Here is a 14,871-nt window from a genome sequence, read left to right on the forward strand (position 1 = left end):
CGCCGCACCGACGGCGGCCGGAGCGAAAGGGGCCCACATGACCGGCACCACCCTCAACCCCGTCCTGCGCGTCGCCCCCGCCGCACCCGCCGAGGCCGCCGCCCACTTCCGGGCGAGCCTCGCCTTCCACGCCGACGTCTCCGACGTGGCCGCGGCCCTGGCCGCCGACGGTCACCCCGGCTTCGTCGTCCTGGACTCCCGCTCCACCGAATCCTGGGACCAGGGCCACATCCCCGGCGCCGTCCACCTGCCCACCGCGCTCATCCCCGGGCAGGCGGCCGAACTCCTCGACAAGGCCGTGCCGGTGGTGACGTACTGCTGGGGTCCCGGCTGCAACGGTGCCACCCGCGCCGCTCTCGCGCTCGCCGAACTCGGCTATCAGGTCAAGGAGATGCTCGGCGGATTCGAGTACTGGGTGCGTGAGGGCTTCGAGTTCGAGACCTGGCAGGGCCGCGAGCGCCGCGCTCCGGACCCGCTGACCGCACCCGTCGCGGGCGACTGCGGTTGCTGATTCCCGGAGGCGAACCTGTGCCCTCGCTGTCCGTGTAGGTTCACCCCATGACTCGATATGCGGATCCAGGCGCGGTGGAGTGGGTGGAGTCGGGCGGCGGCCCGCTCGTGGCGGTCCCGGAGACGGTCCTGCCGTTCTGGGCCGGCGCCGACAGCGAGGACCTGGCCACCGACTACGACCGGGCCTGCGAGGTCGACGGCTACGTCGGACTGCTCCCGGTCGGGGACAGCACCGCCCTGGTCCTCGGCGACGAACCCGCCTCGACGTCCTTCCTGCCGGACCACGGCACCTTCGTACGGTGGTCCGCCGCCAACTCGGAGGAGGAACTCCTGGCACAGGTGCCCGCCGCCCTCGACGGAGCCGCATGGGAGAACGAGATCCGCTGGCAGGTCCCCGGCCCCGTCGTCCTGTTCGACTCCGCCTGGCCCGGCGGCGAGGCCGAAGGCGGGGACCATCTGCGGGTCCCGCTGGAGCCGGGCACCTACGCGGTGCGCGCCGCCTACACCAGACCCGGCCCGGAAACCTGGCTGGGCCTCGTGCAGTTGCGACGACTCCCGTCCTGACGAACCGTCACTTGATGCCGTCGACGGCGATGGCGAGGTGGCGCGGGCCGCGCAGTACTGCGTTGGGGCGGTAGGGCGGCGGGTCCTCGACGAGGCGCGGGTTGTCGAGCCGGCGGGCCAGCTGGGACAGCGCGATCTGGGCCTCCAGGCGGGCCAGCGGGGCGCCGAAGCAGCTGTGGATGCCGCTGCCGAAGCCGAGGTGCTGGATGTCCTGGCGGTCCGGGTCGAAGCGGTCGGGGTCCGTGAAGCGGTGCGGGTCCCGGTTTCCGGCGCCCAGCATCAGCCAGATGCGCGACCCCTTGGGGATGGTCACCCCGTGCACCTCGAGATCGGCGATGCAGGTGCGCTGCGGGAGCAGCTGCACCGGCGGCTCGTAGCGCAGCAGCTCCTCCACGATCCGCACCGACAGCCCCGGGTCGTCGCGCAGCCGCTCGAGGTACTGCGGGTACCGCAGCAGTGTCAGCATGCCGTTGGTGATGAGGTTGACCGTCGTCTCGTGGCCGGCGATGAGCAGCAGCACGGAGGTGCTGAGCACCTCCATCGTCGTCATCGCGCCGTCCGGGCCGTGACTGTGCACCAGGTCGGACAGCATGTCCTCGCGCGGCTCCTTGGCGCGCTGCTCCACCAGCCCGTTCAGGTACATGCCGAGCTGGAGCCGGGCCTCCTGTGCGGTCTTCGCGGACTCGTCGGCCGTGCGGCTGTCGGGGTCCAGGCCGGCCACGATCGGGTCGACCCAGGCCCGGAACCGCGGCTCGTCCTCCCGCGGCACGCCCAGCAGCCGGCAGATGACGGTGACCGGGAACGGGTAGGCGACCTGGTCGACCAGGTCGATCTCCCGGGCGTCCCCGAGTCCGTCGATCAGCTCGGTGACGATCTCCTCCAGCTGGCCCCGCATGCCGTCGATCCGGCGCGGCTGGTGCGGCGGCCCGAAGGAACTGTTGGCGATCCGGCGCAGCCGGTCGTGCTCCGGCGGGTCGAGCCGGATGAAACTCGGGGGCAGGCCCGTCGCCTCCGGGCCGGACAGCTCGTCGTCCCCGCCCGCGGTCACGTTGGACTCGTCGGAGCTGATCCGCGGATCGTGCAGCAGGGCCTCGATGTCGTGGTAGGTGCTGATGAGGTAGGGGCCGTCCTCCTCCTCGTGCAGCACCGGCGTCTTGCGGAGTTCCTCGTACAGCGGGTACGGGTTGGCTCGGTTCGCGAAGTCGGTGATCTGGCGCAACATCGAGGTCTGCGTCATGACAGTTCCTTGGAGCGTCGGGGCCGGGTCGCGGTCAGTGGCGGGCGGGGTGGAAGACCAGCTGCGTGTCGGTCGGCGAGTAGCCGCTGAGGGTCACCATGGGGGCGTGCGTGGGCAGGGCCGGGTCCGGGAAGTCCGCGTCGACCGGCACCCGTCCCTCGGGACGGCGGTCCACGGTCGGGAACTCCACCGGGAACGGCGCGGCCCTCTCGATCTGCCGCTGGTAGAACTCCAGCCACCGCGTGTTGTCGAAACTCACCGCGGCGATCGTCCGGCCCTGGTAGCCGTACACCCCGACGAACCGGCGCTCGGCCAGCGAACCCTGGGTGATCATGATCTGCTCGCCCATCGGCGGCACCCCGACCGACTTGATGTTCACCCCGAACTGCGACGACCAGAACGCCGGCACCCACAGGTGCGGTCGCCGCTCGGCACTCGGGCTGATCATGTTGTGGGCGGCGGTCTCGGCCTGGGCGACCGCGTTGCCCCAGTGCTCCAGCGACAGGAACTGGTAGCCGAACAGCGCGTGCGGCGACCGGGCGACATCACCGGCGACGAAGATGTCGTCGGTGACGATGCCCCGGAAGTCGAAGGCACGGCAGCCCGCGTCGCAGGCGATGCCCCGCGGGCCCGCGCCGAGACCGGAACCGGCCAGCCAGTCGGTGTTGCGGACCGCGCCGAGCGACACGATCACCACGTCCGCCTCGACGACGGACTCGTCGGACAGATGGACCGCCCGCACCCGCCCGGCCGGGTCGCCCTCCAAGGCGGTGACCTGGACGCCGGTGCGCAGGTCCACGCCGTTCTCGCGGTGCATCTCGGCCGCCACCGCGCCGATCACCCCGCCAAGGGCGCCCACCAGCGGTGCGCCCGCGCGTTCCGCGACGGTGACCGCGATCCCCTGCTCCCGGCAGGCCGAGGCGATCTCCGACCCGGTGAACCCGGCGCCGATCACGAACACCCGGCGCGGGCCGGCCTTCAGACGCCGCAGCAGCGCCGCCGCGTCGTCCCGGGTGCGCAGCGTGAACACGCCCTCCAGCCGGGCCTCGTCCTCCTTGGGCCAGGGCCGGGCCCGCACCCCGGTCGCGATCAGCAGGCGGTCGTACTCGACCTCGTCGCCGTCGGCCAGCCGGACCCGTTTGGCCTCGACGTCGAGACCCGTCGCCGCGACGCCCAGCCGCCACTTCGCGTCGATCTCCCCGCGGTGCGGCAGCGCGGTGTGGTGCGGGACCGCCCTGCCGAGCAGCACCGCCTTGGACAGCGGCGGCCGGTCGTAGGGCTCGTACGGCTCGTCGCCGATCATGGTGAGTTCGCCGGTGAACCCCTCGGCTCGCAGCGTCTCGGCACCCCGCAGCCCGGCCAGCGAGGCGCCCACGACGACGATCCGGCCCTCGCGCCGCAACCAGTCGAGATAGTCAGTGGGCGGCATCGGATGCCCCTCCCGCGAATCCGTCCAGGCCGTCGGCGGTGATCGCCTGCACCGGGCAGGCGGCGACGGCCCGCGCCACCCGCTCCCGGTGCTCCTGCTCGGCCTGCGGGTTGTAGACGAGGGATTCCTCGCCGTGCATGGCGAAGACGTCCGGAGCGAGGAACGCGCACTGCGCGTATCCCTGACATCTGTTGAGGTCGACGACAAGGCGCATCATGGCTCCGCCCTTCCGGTGGCCAGGTCCGGTGCGTACCGCGGTCCGTCGATCCAGCCCCGGACGGCGGAGAACTCCCCGTACGCCAGCATGGGAGCCCGGTCCCGCCGTCGCCCGCCGGGGCCGCCGATCGGGTGAGCGAGCCGTCAGGCCGCCGGGGCCGCGGGGGGGGCGACGGAAGCCCGCCACGATGATGTGCAGGCCGAGCAGCAGCGACCAGGCCGGGAACACCAGCTCGGACCAGGGCACATTGGGCGAGACGAACAGCAGCACCAGGGTGACGAGCAGGCCCAGCACCGTGAGCGGGCGGGGCATGATGCCCAGGCGGTGCCCGATCACCGACGCGGAGCAGGTGAACACGGCCGCCATCCGCATCGCGTACCCGATCATCAGCGTGTACGCCAGGTGCTGGCCGAAGTCCCAGGCGGGCCGGGAGGGCGACGTACCCGCCGGATGCGCGGTGGCGAGCACGGCCGCGGCCGCCGCGGCGCCGCCGAACATCATGGCCGTGAAGAGCAGGCCGCTGCCGAGGAACACGGTGGCCATGAACCGGTCCTCGGCGTCGCCGATGTGCGCGCGGACGGCGCCGATGAACCACAGGAAGAAGATGCCCGCGAACGGCACCAGGGCGAGGGCCGCCTGGACGGCGCTGCGCCGGGCGGGATCCGGCTGCTGGGCGGTGACCGCTGTCGCGCCCTGCGGGATGCCCAGCCGGATCAGCACGATGGCCGCGGCGAGCAGCAGTGCGAACACGATCCCGGCCGCACCGGCTGCACGGGGGGTCTGCAACGGCTCCCTCGGGTGCGTGGAGGTCTGCATCCGCGGCTCGCTTCCTGGTCCGGTGGCCCCGGCACCAGCAAGCCCGCTGCCTCCGGCCGCCGCCACCGGAGCACCTCCGAACGGCAGACCGCGTCGACCCGGTCACGGCTGCCGGCGGGCGCCCACCGGCAGTGGGCGCCCGCTCGGTGCCGCCGCTCCGTCAGGCGCGGGCCCGACCCGTCAGAGCTGGGACAGCTCGTCCACCAGGTCGTCCAGGCCCAGCGAGCCCTGGGAGAGGGCCGCCATGTGCCAGGACTTGAGGTCGAAGCCGGTGCCCTGCCGCTCCCGGGCCTGCTCCCGGCCCAGCAGCCAGGCCCGCTCGCCCAGCTTGTAGCCGATGGCCTGCCCCGGCATGGACAGGTAGCGGGTCAGCTCGCTCTCCACGAAGTCCGCGGGCCGGCTGCTGTGCGCGCCGAAGAACTCCTGCGCCAGCGCGGGCGTCCAGCGCTCCCCGGAGTGGAAGGGGGAGTCGTCCGGGATCGTCAGCTCCAGGTGCATGCCGATGTCGATGATGACCCGCGCGGCCCGCATCATCTGCGCGTCCAGGTAGCCGAGGCGGCGCTCCGGGTCGGTGAGGAAGCCCAGTTCGTCCATCAGCCGCTCCGCGTACAGCGCCCAGCCCTCGGCGTTGGCGCTGACCATGCCCACGCTGGCCTGGTAGCGGGAGAGGTTCTCGGCGACGTGCTTCCACTGCGCCAGCTGCAGGTGGTGGCCGGGCACGCCCTCGTGGTACCAGGTCGAGACGAGGTCGTAGACCGGGAACCGGGTCTGGCCCATGGTCGGCAGCCAGGTGATGCCCGGGCGCGAGAAGTCGTCCGACGGCGGTGTGTAGTACGGCGCCGCCGCGCTGCCGGGCGGAGCGATCCGGGACTCCACCCGGCGCACCCGCTCGGCCAGGTCGAAATGGGTGCCGTCCAGCTTCTCGATGGCCTCGTCCATCACGGACTGCAGCCAGCCGCGTACCTCGTCGACGCCCTCGATGTGGGTGCCCTGCTCGTCCAGGTGCGCCAGCGCCACCCACGGTGTGGCCGCGCCGGGCAGGATCTTCTCGGCCTCGACCTTCATCTCGCCGAGCAGCCGGTGGTACTCGGACCAGCCGTACGCGTACGCCTCGTCCAGATCGAGGTCGGTGCCGTTGAAGTAGCGCACCCAGCGGGCGTACCGCTCCCGGCCCGCCACGTCCGGGGCGCCCTCGACGGCCGGCGCGTACACGTCCCGCATCCAGTCGCGCAGCGCCACCACGGCCTCGGTGGCGGAGCGCGCCGCCTCGTCCAGCTCGGTGCGCAGCGCCTCGGGCCCGGGCGCCGCGAACTGCTCGAACCAGCCCTTGCCGGCACCCGTGTCTGCCCACTCGCCGAGTTGCCCGACGAAGGTCGCGGTGGCGCGTGGACCGGCGTACAGCTTCCGCTCCAGGCCGAGTTCGAGGGACTGCCGGTAGCCCTCCAACGCGGCCGGCACCGCACGCAGCCGCTCGGCGACCGCCGTCCAGTCCTCCTCGGTGGCGGTGGGCGTCACCGTGAACACCTGGCGCACCGCGTGCGCGGCCGAGCTCAGGTTGCTGACCGAGCGCAGGCTCTCGTCGGCCTCGTGCACGGCGAGGGAGGCGCTGAGCCGCTCGCGCAGCAGACGGGCGCAGCGACGCTCGATGTCACTGTCGGCACCGGGCTGCCGTTCGGCCTCGTCGAGCCTGGCGAGCGTGTCGCGCTGGAGCCGGGCGAGCGCCTCCGCGCCGGCCGGCGAGGTGTCGGGCAGCCGGCCCGAACTTCCCTTGTCGCCGAGGAAGGTACCGGTGATCGGATCGAGGGCGATGAGTGCGTCGACGAAGGCGTCGGCGACCTGACGGGGCAGCGGGTTGCTGGTCTGTGACATGCGGTCCATCCTCGTACGACGGACCGCCGCCCGTCACGGGGATTGAACCGACGGCACCGGCGGAAGCAGCGGCCCGCACTCCCATTGCTGGAAGATCAGCCGGGTCTCCACCCGGGCCACTTCCCGACGGGCCGTGAACTCGTCCAGGACGAGCCGTTGCAGATCCGTCATGTCCGCCACGGCCACGTGGACGAGATAGTCGTCGGGACCGGTGAGGTGGAACACCGTCCGCGACTCCGGCAGTGCCCGGATCCGCTCCACGAACGGTCCCACCAACTCCCGCCGATGCGGCCTGACCTGCACCGACAGCAGCGCCTCCAGGCCGCGCCCGAGCTTGGCCGGATCCAGTTCGAGGCGGTGCCCGAGGATCACCCCGGAGCGGCGCAGCCGGGTCACCCGGTCCAGACAGGTCGACGGCGCCACGCCCACCTGGGCGGCGAGATCGCGGTAGGTGGTCCGGGCGTCGTTCTGCAGCAGCCGCAGCAGATGCAGATCGACCGGATCCAGTACGACAGAATCGGCCATGACCCGAACGTAACACGGGGTTCACCGCGCGCACCCCGTCGGTTGTTCACCCTGCCGTCATGGACACAGCAAGCACCTACGACGACCCGGTGCCCGTCCGCGGCCGCGTCTCCCGCACACCGCGCGCCCTCGCCACCGAGGCCGTGCACGCCGGCCGCGACGACCTCGCCCGGCAGGGCCTGCACGCCGCGCCCATCGACCTGTCCACCACCTACCCGTCGTACGACAGCAGAGCCGAGGCGGCCCGGATCGACGCCTTCGCCGCCGACGGCGCGGACCCGGCGGGACCGCCGGTCTACGGACGCCTCGGCAACCCGACGGTCGCCCGCTTCGAGACCGCCCTGGCCCGCCTGGAGGGCACCGGGGCCGCGGTCGCCTTCGCCAGCGGCATGGCCGCCCTGACCGCCGTCCTCCTCGCCCGCGCGGCCGCCGGCCTGCGCCATGTCGTCGCGGTACGGCCCCTGTACGGCTGCAGCGACCACCTGCTCACCGCCGGCCTCCTCGGCACCGAGGTCACCTGGACCGACCCGGCCGGGATCACCGACGCGCTGCGCCCCGACACCGGCCTTGTGCTGGTCGAGTCCCCGGCCAACCCGACCCTCGCCGAACTCGACCTGCGGGCCGTCGCCCACGCCTGCGGCACGGTGCCGCTGCTCGCCGACAACACCTTCGCCACGCCCGTGCTGCAACGCCCCGCCGAACTCGGCGCCCGGCTGGTGCTGCACAGCGCCACCAAGTACCTCGGCGGCCACGGCGACGTGCTCGGCGGAGTGGTCGCCTGCGACGAGGAGTTCGCCGGGCAGCTCCGGAAGATACGATTCGCCACCGGCGGCGTCCTGCACCCGCTCGCGGGCTACCTGCTGCTGCGCGGCCTGTCCACCCTCCCGGTCCGGGTCCGCGCCGCCTCCGCCACCGCCGCCGAACTGGCCCACCGCCTCACCGCCGACCCGCGCGTCGCCCGCGTCCACTACCCACGGCTGGGCGGCGCGATGATCGCCTTCGAGGTCTACGACGACCCGCACGAGGTCGTCGCCCGGGTCCGCCTGATCACCCCCGCCGTCAGCCTCGGCAGCGTCGACACCCTCATCCAGCACCCGGCCTCCATCAGCCACCGCGTCGTCGACGAGAGAGACCGCCGCGGCGCCGGGGTGAGCGACCGGCTGCTGCGCCTGTCGGTCGGGCTGGAGGACGTGGACGACCTGTGGCGCGACCTGGACACGGCCCTGGGCGAGTTGCGCCCCTGACACGATCGGACTCAGGGCGTGCCCGTCCCCGGAGGGGACAGCGCCGAGCGAAGGTGTCGGCGGGAGCTCACACCGAGCTTGGCGAAGACGTTGCCGAGGTGCCACTCCACCGTGCGGGGGCTGATGAACAGCTGGGCGGCGATCTCGGAGTTGGTGTGGTCCCCGGCGAGCCTGGCGATCTGGGCCTCCTGGCTGGTGAGTCCGACGCCCGCCCCGGCCGTTCGCCTGCGAACGGTCTCGCCGGTCGCCAGCAGTTCCCGGCGGGCGCGGTCGGCGAAGGCGTCGGCTCCGAACCGGCTGAACGCCTCGTAGGCGGAGCGTAGTTGGACGCGGCCTTCCTGACGGCGGTTCCGGCGCCGTAGCCACTCGCCGTACAGAAGACGGGTGCGGGCCAGCTGGACCGCCACGCGGGAGTGTCCGAGACGCTCGATCGCCTCCTGGTAGAGCGCTTCCGCGGTCCGGTCGTCGCTCAGCAACGCTTGCGAGCAGGCCCCTGTGCCCAGGGCCCACTCGGTACCGCTCGCACGGGTGCGCTCGGTGAGATCCTCCAGCGCCGCCGCGCCCGCCTCCGTGCGCCCGCTGCGGGCGGCCGCCTCGACCAGTTCGGCCAGCGCCCACCCGAACAGGCCCAGGTCCTCGTACCGGCATGCGCGCGTCGCGGCTGCCAGCGCGTCGTCGTAGCGGCCGAGTCCGTTGTACAGCAGCGCGGTGGCGTACTCGGCCATGCCGAGCACGCGCCCCTCACCCCTGGGACGCACTTCGTCGACGGTGGTCCCGATCAGTGCCATGGCCGGCTGCGTCTGTCCCCGCCAGGCGGCGAGCATCAGCGACGTGTGCATCATGGGTACGCCGCCCACCGCGTCCGAGATCGCGGTGGCCTCGTCGATCAGATCCGCCGCGGTGTCGAATTCACCGGCCTCGACGTGGGAGCACGCCTGATAGGTCAGCGCCATGGGCAGGACGGCGAGCGCCCCAGCCTGACGGGCGAGAGCGACGGCGGTCACCGCCACCTCATGCCATGCGCCGTCGTCCCACAGCTCGGGTGCGAGTGGCTCGGGTGTCACCCGGAACGCGAGCCACAACCTGTGCCGGTCAGCATCCGTCGCGCCGGCTCTCAGCTCCTGCCGGACGATGCGCAGTGCTTGCCTGAGAGCGGCTGTGCCCCTCTCGTGGCCGTCGAGGATCCGGCCGGCGATGCCGTCCACCAGCACGTCGACCATCCGCGGCGGCGTCCGCGGCGGTGGGCCGGAGCGGGCTGCCTCGGCCACTTCTCGCAGCCCGGGCCCGTCACCGAGACGACCGGCGAAGATCACCGCGCCGAACGTCTCCAGGAGGGTGTCGCGGGCAAGGGCCGCGTCGAGAGGTGCCAGCCGGTTCGCGGCGTCGAGCAGGAGCCGGGGCGCGGCGCCGCCCCGCACCCGGGAGAAGGTCAGCCGGGCTCGCAGCCGCTCGAGGCGGGCACGCCCGAGGTCGTCGAGGGGACCGGTCTCCGCGTCGGCCAGCAGGGTGTACGCCTGGTCGGTTGCTCCGGCGTCGATGTGGGCCTGGGCAGCGACCAGCGCGCGGGCCACCCGCCGCGCGGGATCGGGAGTGAGCTCCGCCGCCTGGCGCAGGAACGCGGCCGCCGCGGCGATGCCGCCCCTGCCCTGGGCCCGGTCGGCACAGCGCTCCAGGTCGACGGCGATGTCCTCGTCGGGCCGTGGCGCGGCATGAGCACGATGCCAGGCCCTGCGATCAGGATCCAGGGGAGCATCCGTCGCCTCCGCGAGTGCCCGGTGCGCCGCCCGGCGTTCCGGCGCGGCGGCCCGCCGGTAGACGGCCGAGCGCACCAGGGGGTGGTGGAATCGCACCCTGGTGCCGAACTCGACCAGTCCCGCGTCCTCGGCGGGTGCTGCGGCGTGCGCCGGTATCCCTTGCAGACCGGCCGCGCGCCACAGCAGGTCCAGGTCTCCGGTGGGCTCGGCCGCGGCTGTCAGCAGAAGCCGTCGGGTGTCCGCCGGAAGCGATCGGAACCGCCGGTGAACGGCGCTTTCGATATGGCTTGCCAAAGGACGTCTGCCGGGCAGCCAGAAGCCGCCTGCCAGCTCGGCGGGCGTCAGCGCGCGCGGCAGTTGCAGGAGGGCCATCGGATTGCCGCGCGTCTCGGCGACCATCCGGTCCCGTACCAGAGGGTCGAGCGGCACGTGCACCGCCGAAGCGAGCAGGGCACGCGCGTCGGACTCGCCGAGGCCCTCGACCGTCAGTTCCGGCAGGCCGGCCACCTCACGGCCGCCGTCGGCGTCCCGCAGGGCGAAGACCAAGGCCACCGACTCGGCTGCCAGCCGTCTGGCCACGAATCCGAGCACGTGCAGGGATTCCTCGTCCAGCCACTGCGCATCGTCGACGAGGCAGGCCAGCCGGCGCTCCTTGGCGGTGTCGGCGAGCAGTCCGAGCACGGCCAGCCCCACCAGGAACCGGTTCGGTACCTTGCCGTCCTGCAGTCCGAAGGCCACGGACAGTGCGGCGCGCTGCGGACCGGGCAGCCGGTGAGCCCCGCCCAGCAAGGGCGCACAGAGCTGGTGGAGGCTCGCGAAGGGAAGCTCCATCTCCGTCTCCACGCCCGCGACACGGAGCACGCGGAACCCGGCGGCCCGGCCGGCCGCGCAGTCCAGCAGCGCGGTCTTGCCGATCCCGGCCTCGCCGCGCAGCACCAGGACCGCGCTGTGGCCCGCCCGCACGGTCGCCAGTACCTGGTCCAGTGCGGCCAGCTCACGCCGCCGGCCCCGCAGGGCGACCCGCGGATCGATGGTCTGTGCATCCATGGGTTGATCTTCCTGGAACACCCGGAACGCCACTTCGGCACGTCATGTCAAAGGTATTCCTTTCGAGTCCTTCGGGCGGGTTTCTGTGCTTTGTCGTACCCGGGATCCGGCCACGGGGGACACCCCGGGGTTCTCCCTGGGGTGACGCGCGTAGATCTGCAGCACTGTGGACGAGCCGGCGGCACCGGGCCGCCGATCGAACATGGAAGACGCACCCCCACATGTCTGACACCTCAGCAGCGGCGGCCATCCGCCCGTTCACCTGCGAGTTCCCCGAGTCGGAGCTCCAGGACCTGCGTGCGCGCGTCGCCGCGACGCGCTTCCCCGAGAAGGAGACCGTCGCCGACCAGTCGCAGGGCACCCAGCTCGCCACCGTCAAGGAACTGGCGCGCTACTGGGCCACGGAGTACGACTGGCGCAAGGTCGAGGCACGGCTGAACTCCTATCCGCAGTTCATCACCGAGATCGACGGACTGGACATCCACTTCCTCCACGTCCGCTCGAAGCACGAGAACGCGCTGCCGGTGATCGTCACGCACGGCTGGCCTGGCTCGGTCATCGAGCAGCTGAAGATCATCGAGCCGCTCACCGATCCCACGGCGCACGGCGGCTCCGCCGAGGACGCGTTCCACGTGGTCATCCCCTCGATGCCCGGCTACGGCTTCTCGGGCAAGCCCACGGCCAAGGGCTGGGGCCCGGAGCGCATCGCCCGGGCCTGGGGTGAGCTGATGAAGCGCCTCGGCTACACGAAGTACGTGGCGCAGGGTGGCGACTGGGGCGCCGTCGTCACCGACCTCATGGGTGTGCAGGAGCCGGCGGGGCTGGTCGGTATCCACACCAACATGCCCAAGGTCATCCCGCCGGGCATCGAACTGGCGATCGTCGCCGGAAACCCGCTTCCGGACGACGTCGTCCTCGCCGACGACGAGCAGAAGCGCGCCGTCGAGCAGCTGGACTTCGTGTACCGGCACGTCTACTACGCCTACATGATGGGCTCGCGTCCGCAGTCCCTGACCGGCCTCGCGGACTCGCCCGTCGGCCTGGCGGCGTTCCTGCTCGATCACGACGCGAAGAGCCTGGCGCTGATCACGCGCGCCTTCGACGGCGTACGGGAAGGGCTGACGCGGGACGACGTCCTGGACAACGTCACGCTCTTCTGGCTGACGAACACGGCCGTCTCGGCCGCCCGCCTCTACGCCGAGAACACCACTCCCTTCTTCGGCGCGAAGGGCGTGCAGCTCCCCGTGGCCGTCAGTGTCTTCCCCGACGAGCTCTACCAGGCGCCGGAGAGCTGGGCCAGGGAGGCCTATCCGAACCTCGTCCACTTCAACCGGCTCCCCAAGGGCGGGCACTTCGCCGCCTGGGAACAGCCCGAGCTCCTCGTCGGCGAACTCCGCAGCGGCTTCCGCACCCTCCGCTAGACCCCTTCGCAGGGGACGGAAGCCCAGCACATGCGGGGCTTCCGTCCCCTGCGCCACAATGATTCCTGTCCGGGGCGAACGGAGCCGGGATCGTCACCGATCGAAGATCTGGAGCCGACGATGGACATGAGGTTCGAGGTGGCCGCGATCCCGGTCGCGGACGTCGACCGTGCCCTCGGGTTCTATCGGAACCTGGGATGGCGGCTCGACGCGGACTACGAGGCGGGCCCGGATTTCCGGATCATCCAGCTGACGCCTCCCGGTTCGGCGTGCTCGATCCACTTCGGCCGCGGAATCACCCCGGCGGCACCCGGCTCCGCCCAGGGCCTGTACCTCGTGGTCAGCGACATCCAGGCGGCCCGTGCCGATCTTCTCGGCAGAGGCGTCGAGGTGAGCGAGGTCTACCACAACGTCTACGACACGGGCAGCCAGGTCCGGGTCGACGGCCCCGACCCGGACGGCCGCACGTACGCCACGTACGCCTCCTTCAGCGACCCCGACGGCAACGGCTGGATCCTGCAGGAGGTCACGGAGCGGCTGCCCGGGCGCTGACTGACGTCCCCCGAGGCGGGGCTGCGAGGCTGTGGCGACCCGTCGGCTGCGGGGCCGTATTCATGTGCGGGTCCGCCGCGTGGGCGCGGCCAGCCCCCACGCACCCGCAGCCGCCGACCGGCCGTGCGCTACGGGGCTTCGGCGTTCCCCAGCTCACCGGCGCCGGAAAGCCACCCCGCGGCAGTCACGGCGTCCCCCGGCACCGCCTCCAGCCGGGCCGTGATGACCAACGTCCCCTCCTCGATCTGGTAATCGAGCGGCAACCCCAGCCCCCGCATCGCCGCCACCATCCCCGTGTTGGACGCCTGCGTCACCGCGTACACGCTCTCGCAGCCCGCCTCGACGGCCATCCTCACCAGCCGGCCGAGCAACTCGCTGCCGATGCCGCGCCGCTGCCAGTCGTCCTCGACGAGCAGCGCCACCTCGGTCTCGTCCCCGTCCCACAGCAGATGCCCGAGGCCGACGATCCGGCCCGACGCGGTCTGCACCGCCAGCGTCCGGCCGAAGCGGGGGCTGAGCAGGTGGTTCAGGTAACGGTCCGCGTCCCCGACCGGCCCGTGGTAGCGCAGCCCGAGCGTCCGCGTCGAGCAGCGCTCGTGCATCGCCTTCGCCGCGCGCAGGTCACCGGTGTCGGCCCGGCGCACGGTGATCTCGTTGCCCGCGGGCAACGAGATCACGTCCTGGCTGCGCGGGATGCGCGGCCCGAGCCGGGCGTCCAGCTCCACCAGCGCCCGCGCCCGCGCGAACTCGGTCGGCGTGAACGGGAGATACGGCCGTTCCACGGTGATCACTCCCCCCTCCGGCGCACGCAGCCGCATCACGGTGTCCTCCAGCGCCCCCTCGACGGGAACCGCCTCGGGGCTCCGGGCCCCGCCGACCGGGTGGGCGGGGAGTGAGCGGATCGTGCACCTCCCCAACAACTGCCGGAGGGCCAGCGGAAGTTCCGCCGCGTCCAGGGCGGTTCGGGTGGCCAGGCCCAGGACCCGGGTCGGGGCGTCCACCAGATCGTGGGCGTCGGCCCGCTCGATCCAGGTGTCCGTGCCCCCGGCCAGCGCGACCGCCCGCGTGATCTCGCCGGCGATCAGTCCGCCCGGGGCCCGCAGCAGGAACTCGTCCACGGTGCCGTCGCCCAGCGGATGCGTCTGCAGGCTCAGGATGTCCACGCGCTGCCCGGCGAGCGCGCTGCACAGCGCCGCCAGCGAACCGGGTTCGTCCCGCACCGTCGTCCGCAGCCGCCACAGCGTGCTCGCCCGGTCGCCGGTTCCCGCGGCGTCCGCTCCGGGTCCGGCCTGCCGTGCCTCGGGAACGGCCGGCCGGACGCCGGTATCGGTATCCGTCACCGGCGGTGCGTGACCTGGGCGCCTCGCCCACCAGACGTGGAAGCCCGCCGTCGCCGCCAGCATGAGCGCCGAGATCACCAGCAGTGCCGGACCGTCGGGTCCGTGCCCGACCAGGTTCGCCACCGCGTCGGCCACCGCGACGGCCGTGAACAGGGCGGCGAGCTCGACGACGTCCCGTCGCCAGTGGTGCACGGGCCGTCCGTTCCTCGTGCGTGTCACATCAGTCATGTCTCGATTCATGCAGCCACTGTGAAGCAACGGTGTTGCGTGATCACGAACGCTCTGTGACCGATGGGTAAAGCATGCTTACGTTCTTTTTGTGATGGTTTTTACGCTTGCCGGGGTC

12 protein-coding genes are annotated in these 14,871 nt (G+C 72.4%); 5 read left to right on the top strand and 7 right to left on the bottom strand.

Annotation, left to right across the window (positions count from 1 at the left end; translation table 11 throughout):
- Nucleotides 1-37 precede the first annotated feature (37 nt).
- Nucleotides 38-511 (top strand): rhodanese-like domain-containing protein, encoded by a 474-nt coding sequence (locus ACZ4UV_RS37285; RefSeq protein ID WP_451016124.1) that lies wholly within the window; start codon nt 38-40, stop codon nt 509-511.
- 47 nt (nt 512-558) lie between these two features.
- A complete protein-coding gene (locus ACZ4UV_RS37290) occupies nt 559-1,074 on the top strand; it encodes an immunity 21 family protein (RefSeq protein WP_351499245.1) in 516 nt (171 codons plus the stop codon).
- A gap of 7 nt (nt 1,075-1,081) precedes the next feature.
- Here ACZ4UV_RS37290 and ACZ4UV_RS37295 read toward each other — a convergent pair whose 3' ends face one another.
- The 5 genes from ACZ4UV_RS37295 to ACZ4UV_RS37315 form a co-directional block, all read right to left on the bottom strand.
- A complete protein-coding gene (locus ACZ4UV_RS37295) occupies nt 1,082-2,311 on the bottom strand; it encodes a cytochrome P450 (RefSeq protein ID WP_451016125.1) in 1,230 nt (409 codons plus the stop codon).
- A 34-nt stretch (nt 2,312-2,345) separates the two neighbouring features.
- On the bottom strand, nt 2,346-3,740 hold the full coding sequence (locus ACZ4UV_RS37300) for an NAD(P)/FAD-dependent oxidoreductase (RefSeq protein WP_351499249.1): 1,395 nt from the start codon (nt 3,738-3,740) through the stop codon (nt 2,346-2,348).
- Nucleotides 3,727-3,954, bottom strand: coding sequence for a ferredoxin (locus ACZ4UV_RS37305; protein WP_351499285.1), 228 nt, complete (start codon nt 3,952-3,954; stop codon nt 3,727-3,729). Before ACZ4UV_RS37305 ends, ACZ4UV_RS37300 begins: the two co-directional genes overlap by 14 nt.
- A gap of 999 nt (nt 3,955-4,953) precedes the next feature.
- On the bottom strand, nt 4,954-6,642 hold the full coding sequence (locus ACZ4UV_RS37310) for a DUF885 domain-containing protein (RefSeq protein ID WP_467844105.1): 1,689 nt from the start codon (nt 6,640-6,642) through the stop codon (nt 4,954-4,956).
- Nucleotides 6,643-6,675: 33 nt separating this feature from the next.
- A complete protein-coding gene (locus ACZ4UV_RS37315) occupies nt 6,676-7,167 on the bottom strand; it encodes an Lrp/AsnC family transcriptional regulator (protein ID WP_351499255.1) in 492 nt (163 codons plus the stop codon).
- Between the two features lie 59 nt (nt 7,168-7,226).
- Between ACZ4UV_RS37315 and ACZ4UV_RS37320 the strand changes: the two genes are divergently transcribed.
- Nucleotides 7,227-8,411, top strand: a complete 1,185-nt coding sequence (locus ACZ4UV_RS37320) for a trans-sulfuration enzyme family protein (protein ID WP_451016128.1) — start codon at nt 7,227-7,229, stop codon at nt 8,409-8,411.
- Between the two features lie 11 nt (nt 8,412-8,422).
- Here the strand turns inward: ACZ4UV_RS37320 and ACZ4UV_RS37325 are convergent, their stop codons facing one another.
- Nucleotides 8,423-11,212, bottom strand: coding sequence for an AAA family ATPase (locus tag ACZ4UV_RS37325; RefSeq protein WP_467844110.1), 2,790 nt, complete (start codon nt 11,210-11,212; stop codon nt 8,423-8,425).
- Between the two features lie 221 nt (nt 11,213-11,433).
- Between ACZ4UV_RS37325 and ACZ4UV_RS37330 the strand changes: the two genes are divergently transcribed.
- Nucleotides 11,434-12,633, top strand: a complete 1,200-nt coding sequence (locus tag ACZ4UV_RS37330) for an epoxide hydrolase family protein (protein ID WP_467844113.1) — start codon at nt 11,434-11,436, stop codon at nt 12,631-12,633.
- A 120-nt stretch (nt 12,634-12,753) separates the two neighbouring features.
- Entirely contained in the window at nt 12,754-13,185 is a 432-nt protein-coding gene (locus tag ACZ4UV_RS37335) for a VOC family protein (protein WP_451016131.1), read from the top strand.
- Nucleotides 13,186-13,313: 128 nt separating this feature from the next.
- Here the strand turns inward: ACZ4UV_RS37335 and ACZ4UV_RS37340 are convergent, their stop codons facing one another.
- Complete coding sequence (locus ACZ4UV_RS37340; protein ID WP_451016132.1) at nt 13,314-14,753, bottom strand: GNAT family N-acetyltransferase; 1,440 nt, start codon at nt 14,751-14,753, stop codon at nt 13,314-13,316.
- Between the last annotated feature and the right edge of the window lie 118 nt (nt 14,754-14,871).

It is taken from the genome of Streptomyces sp. NPDC028289 (assembly GCF_055565975.1).

Coding starts and splice junctions, on each gene's coding strand:
- ACZ4UV_RS37295 (WP_451016125.1), bottom strand. CDS start 2,311: ATGACGCAGACCTCGATGTTGCGCCAGATCACCGACTTCGCGAACCGA.
- ACZ4UV_RS37325 (WP_467844110.1), bottom strand. CDS start 11,212: ATGGATGCACAGACCATCGATCCGCGGGTCGCCCTGCGGGGCCGGCGG.
- ACZ4UV_RS37340 (WP_451016132.1), bottom strand. CDS start 14,753: ATGACTGATGTGACACGCACGAGGAACGGACGGCCCGTGCACCACTGG.
- ACZ4UV_RS37300 (WP_351499249.1), bottom strand. CDS start 3,740: ATGCCGCCCACTGACTATCTCGACTGGTTGCGGCGCGAGGGCCGGATC.
- ACZ4UV_RS37285 (WP_451016124.1), top strand. CDS start 38: ATGACCGGCACCACCCTCAACCCCGTCCTGCGCGTCGCCCCCGCCGCA.
- ACZ4UV_RS37320 (WP_451016128.1), top strand. CDS start 7,227: ATGGACACAGCAAGCACCTACGACGACCCGGTGCCCGTCCGCGGCCGC.
- ACZ4UV_RS37305 (WP_351499285.1), bottom strand. CDS start 3,954: ATGCGCCTTGTCGTCGACCTCAACAGATGTCAGGGATACGCGCAGTGC.
- ACZ4UV_RS37330 (WP_467844113.1), top strand. CDS start 11,434: ATGTCTGACACCTCAGCAGCGGCGGCCATCCGCCCGTTCACCTGCGAG.
- ACZ4UV_RS37335 (WP_451016131.1), top strand. CDS start 12,754: ATGGACATGAGGTTCGAGGTGGCCGCGATCCCGGTCGCGGACGTCGAC.
- ACZ4UV_RS37290 (WP_351499245.1), top strand. CDS start 559: ATGACTCGATATGCGGATCCAGGCGCGGTGGAGTGGGTGGAGTCGGGC.
- ACZ4UV_RS37310 (WP_467844105.1), bottom strand. CDS start 6,642: ATGTCACAGACCAGCAACCCGCTGCCCCGTCAGGTCGCCGACGCCTTC.
- ACZ4UV_RS37315 (WP_351499255.1), bottom strand. CDS start 7,167: ATGGCCGATTCTGTCGTACTGGATCCGGTCGATCTGCATCTGCTGCGG.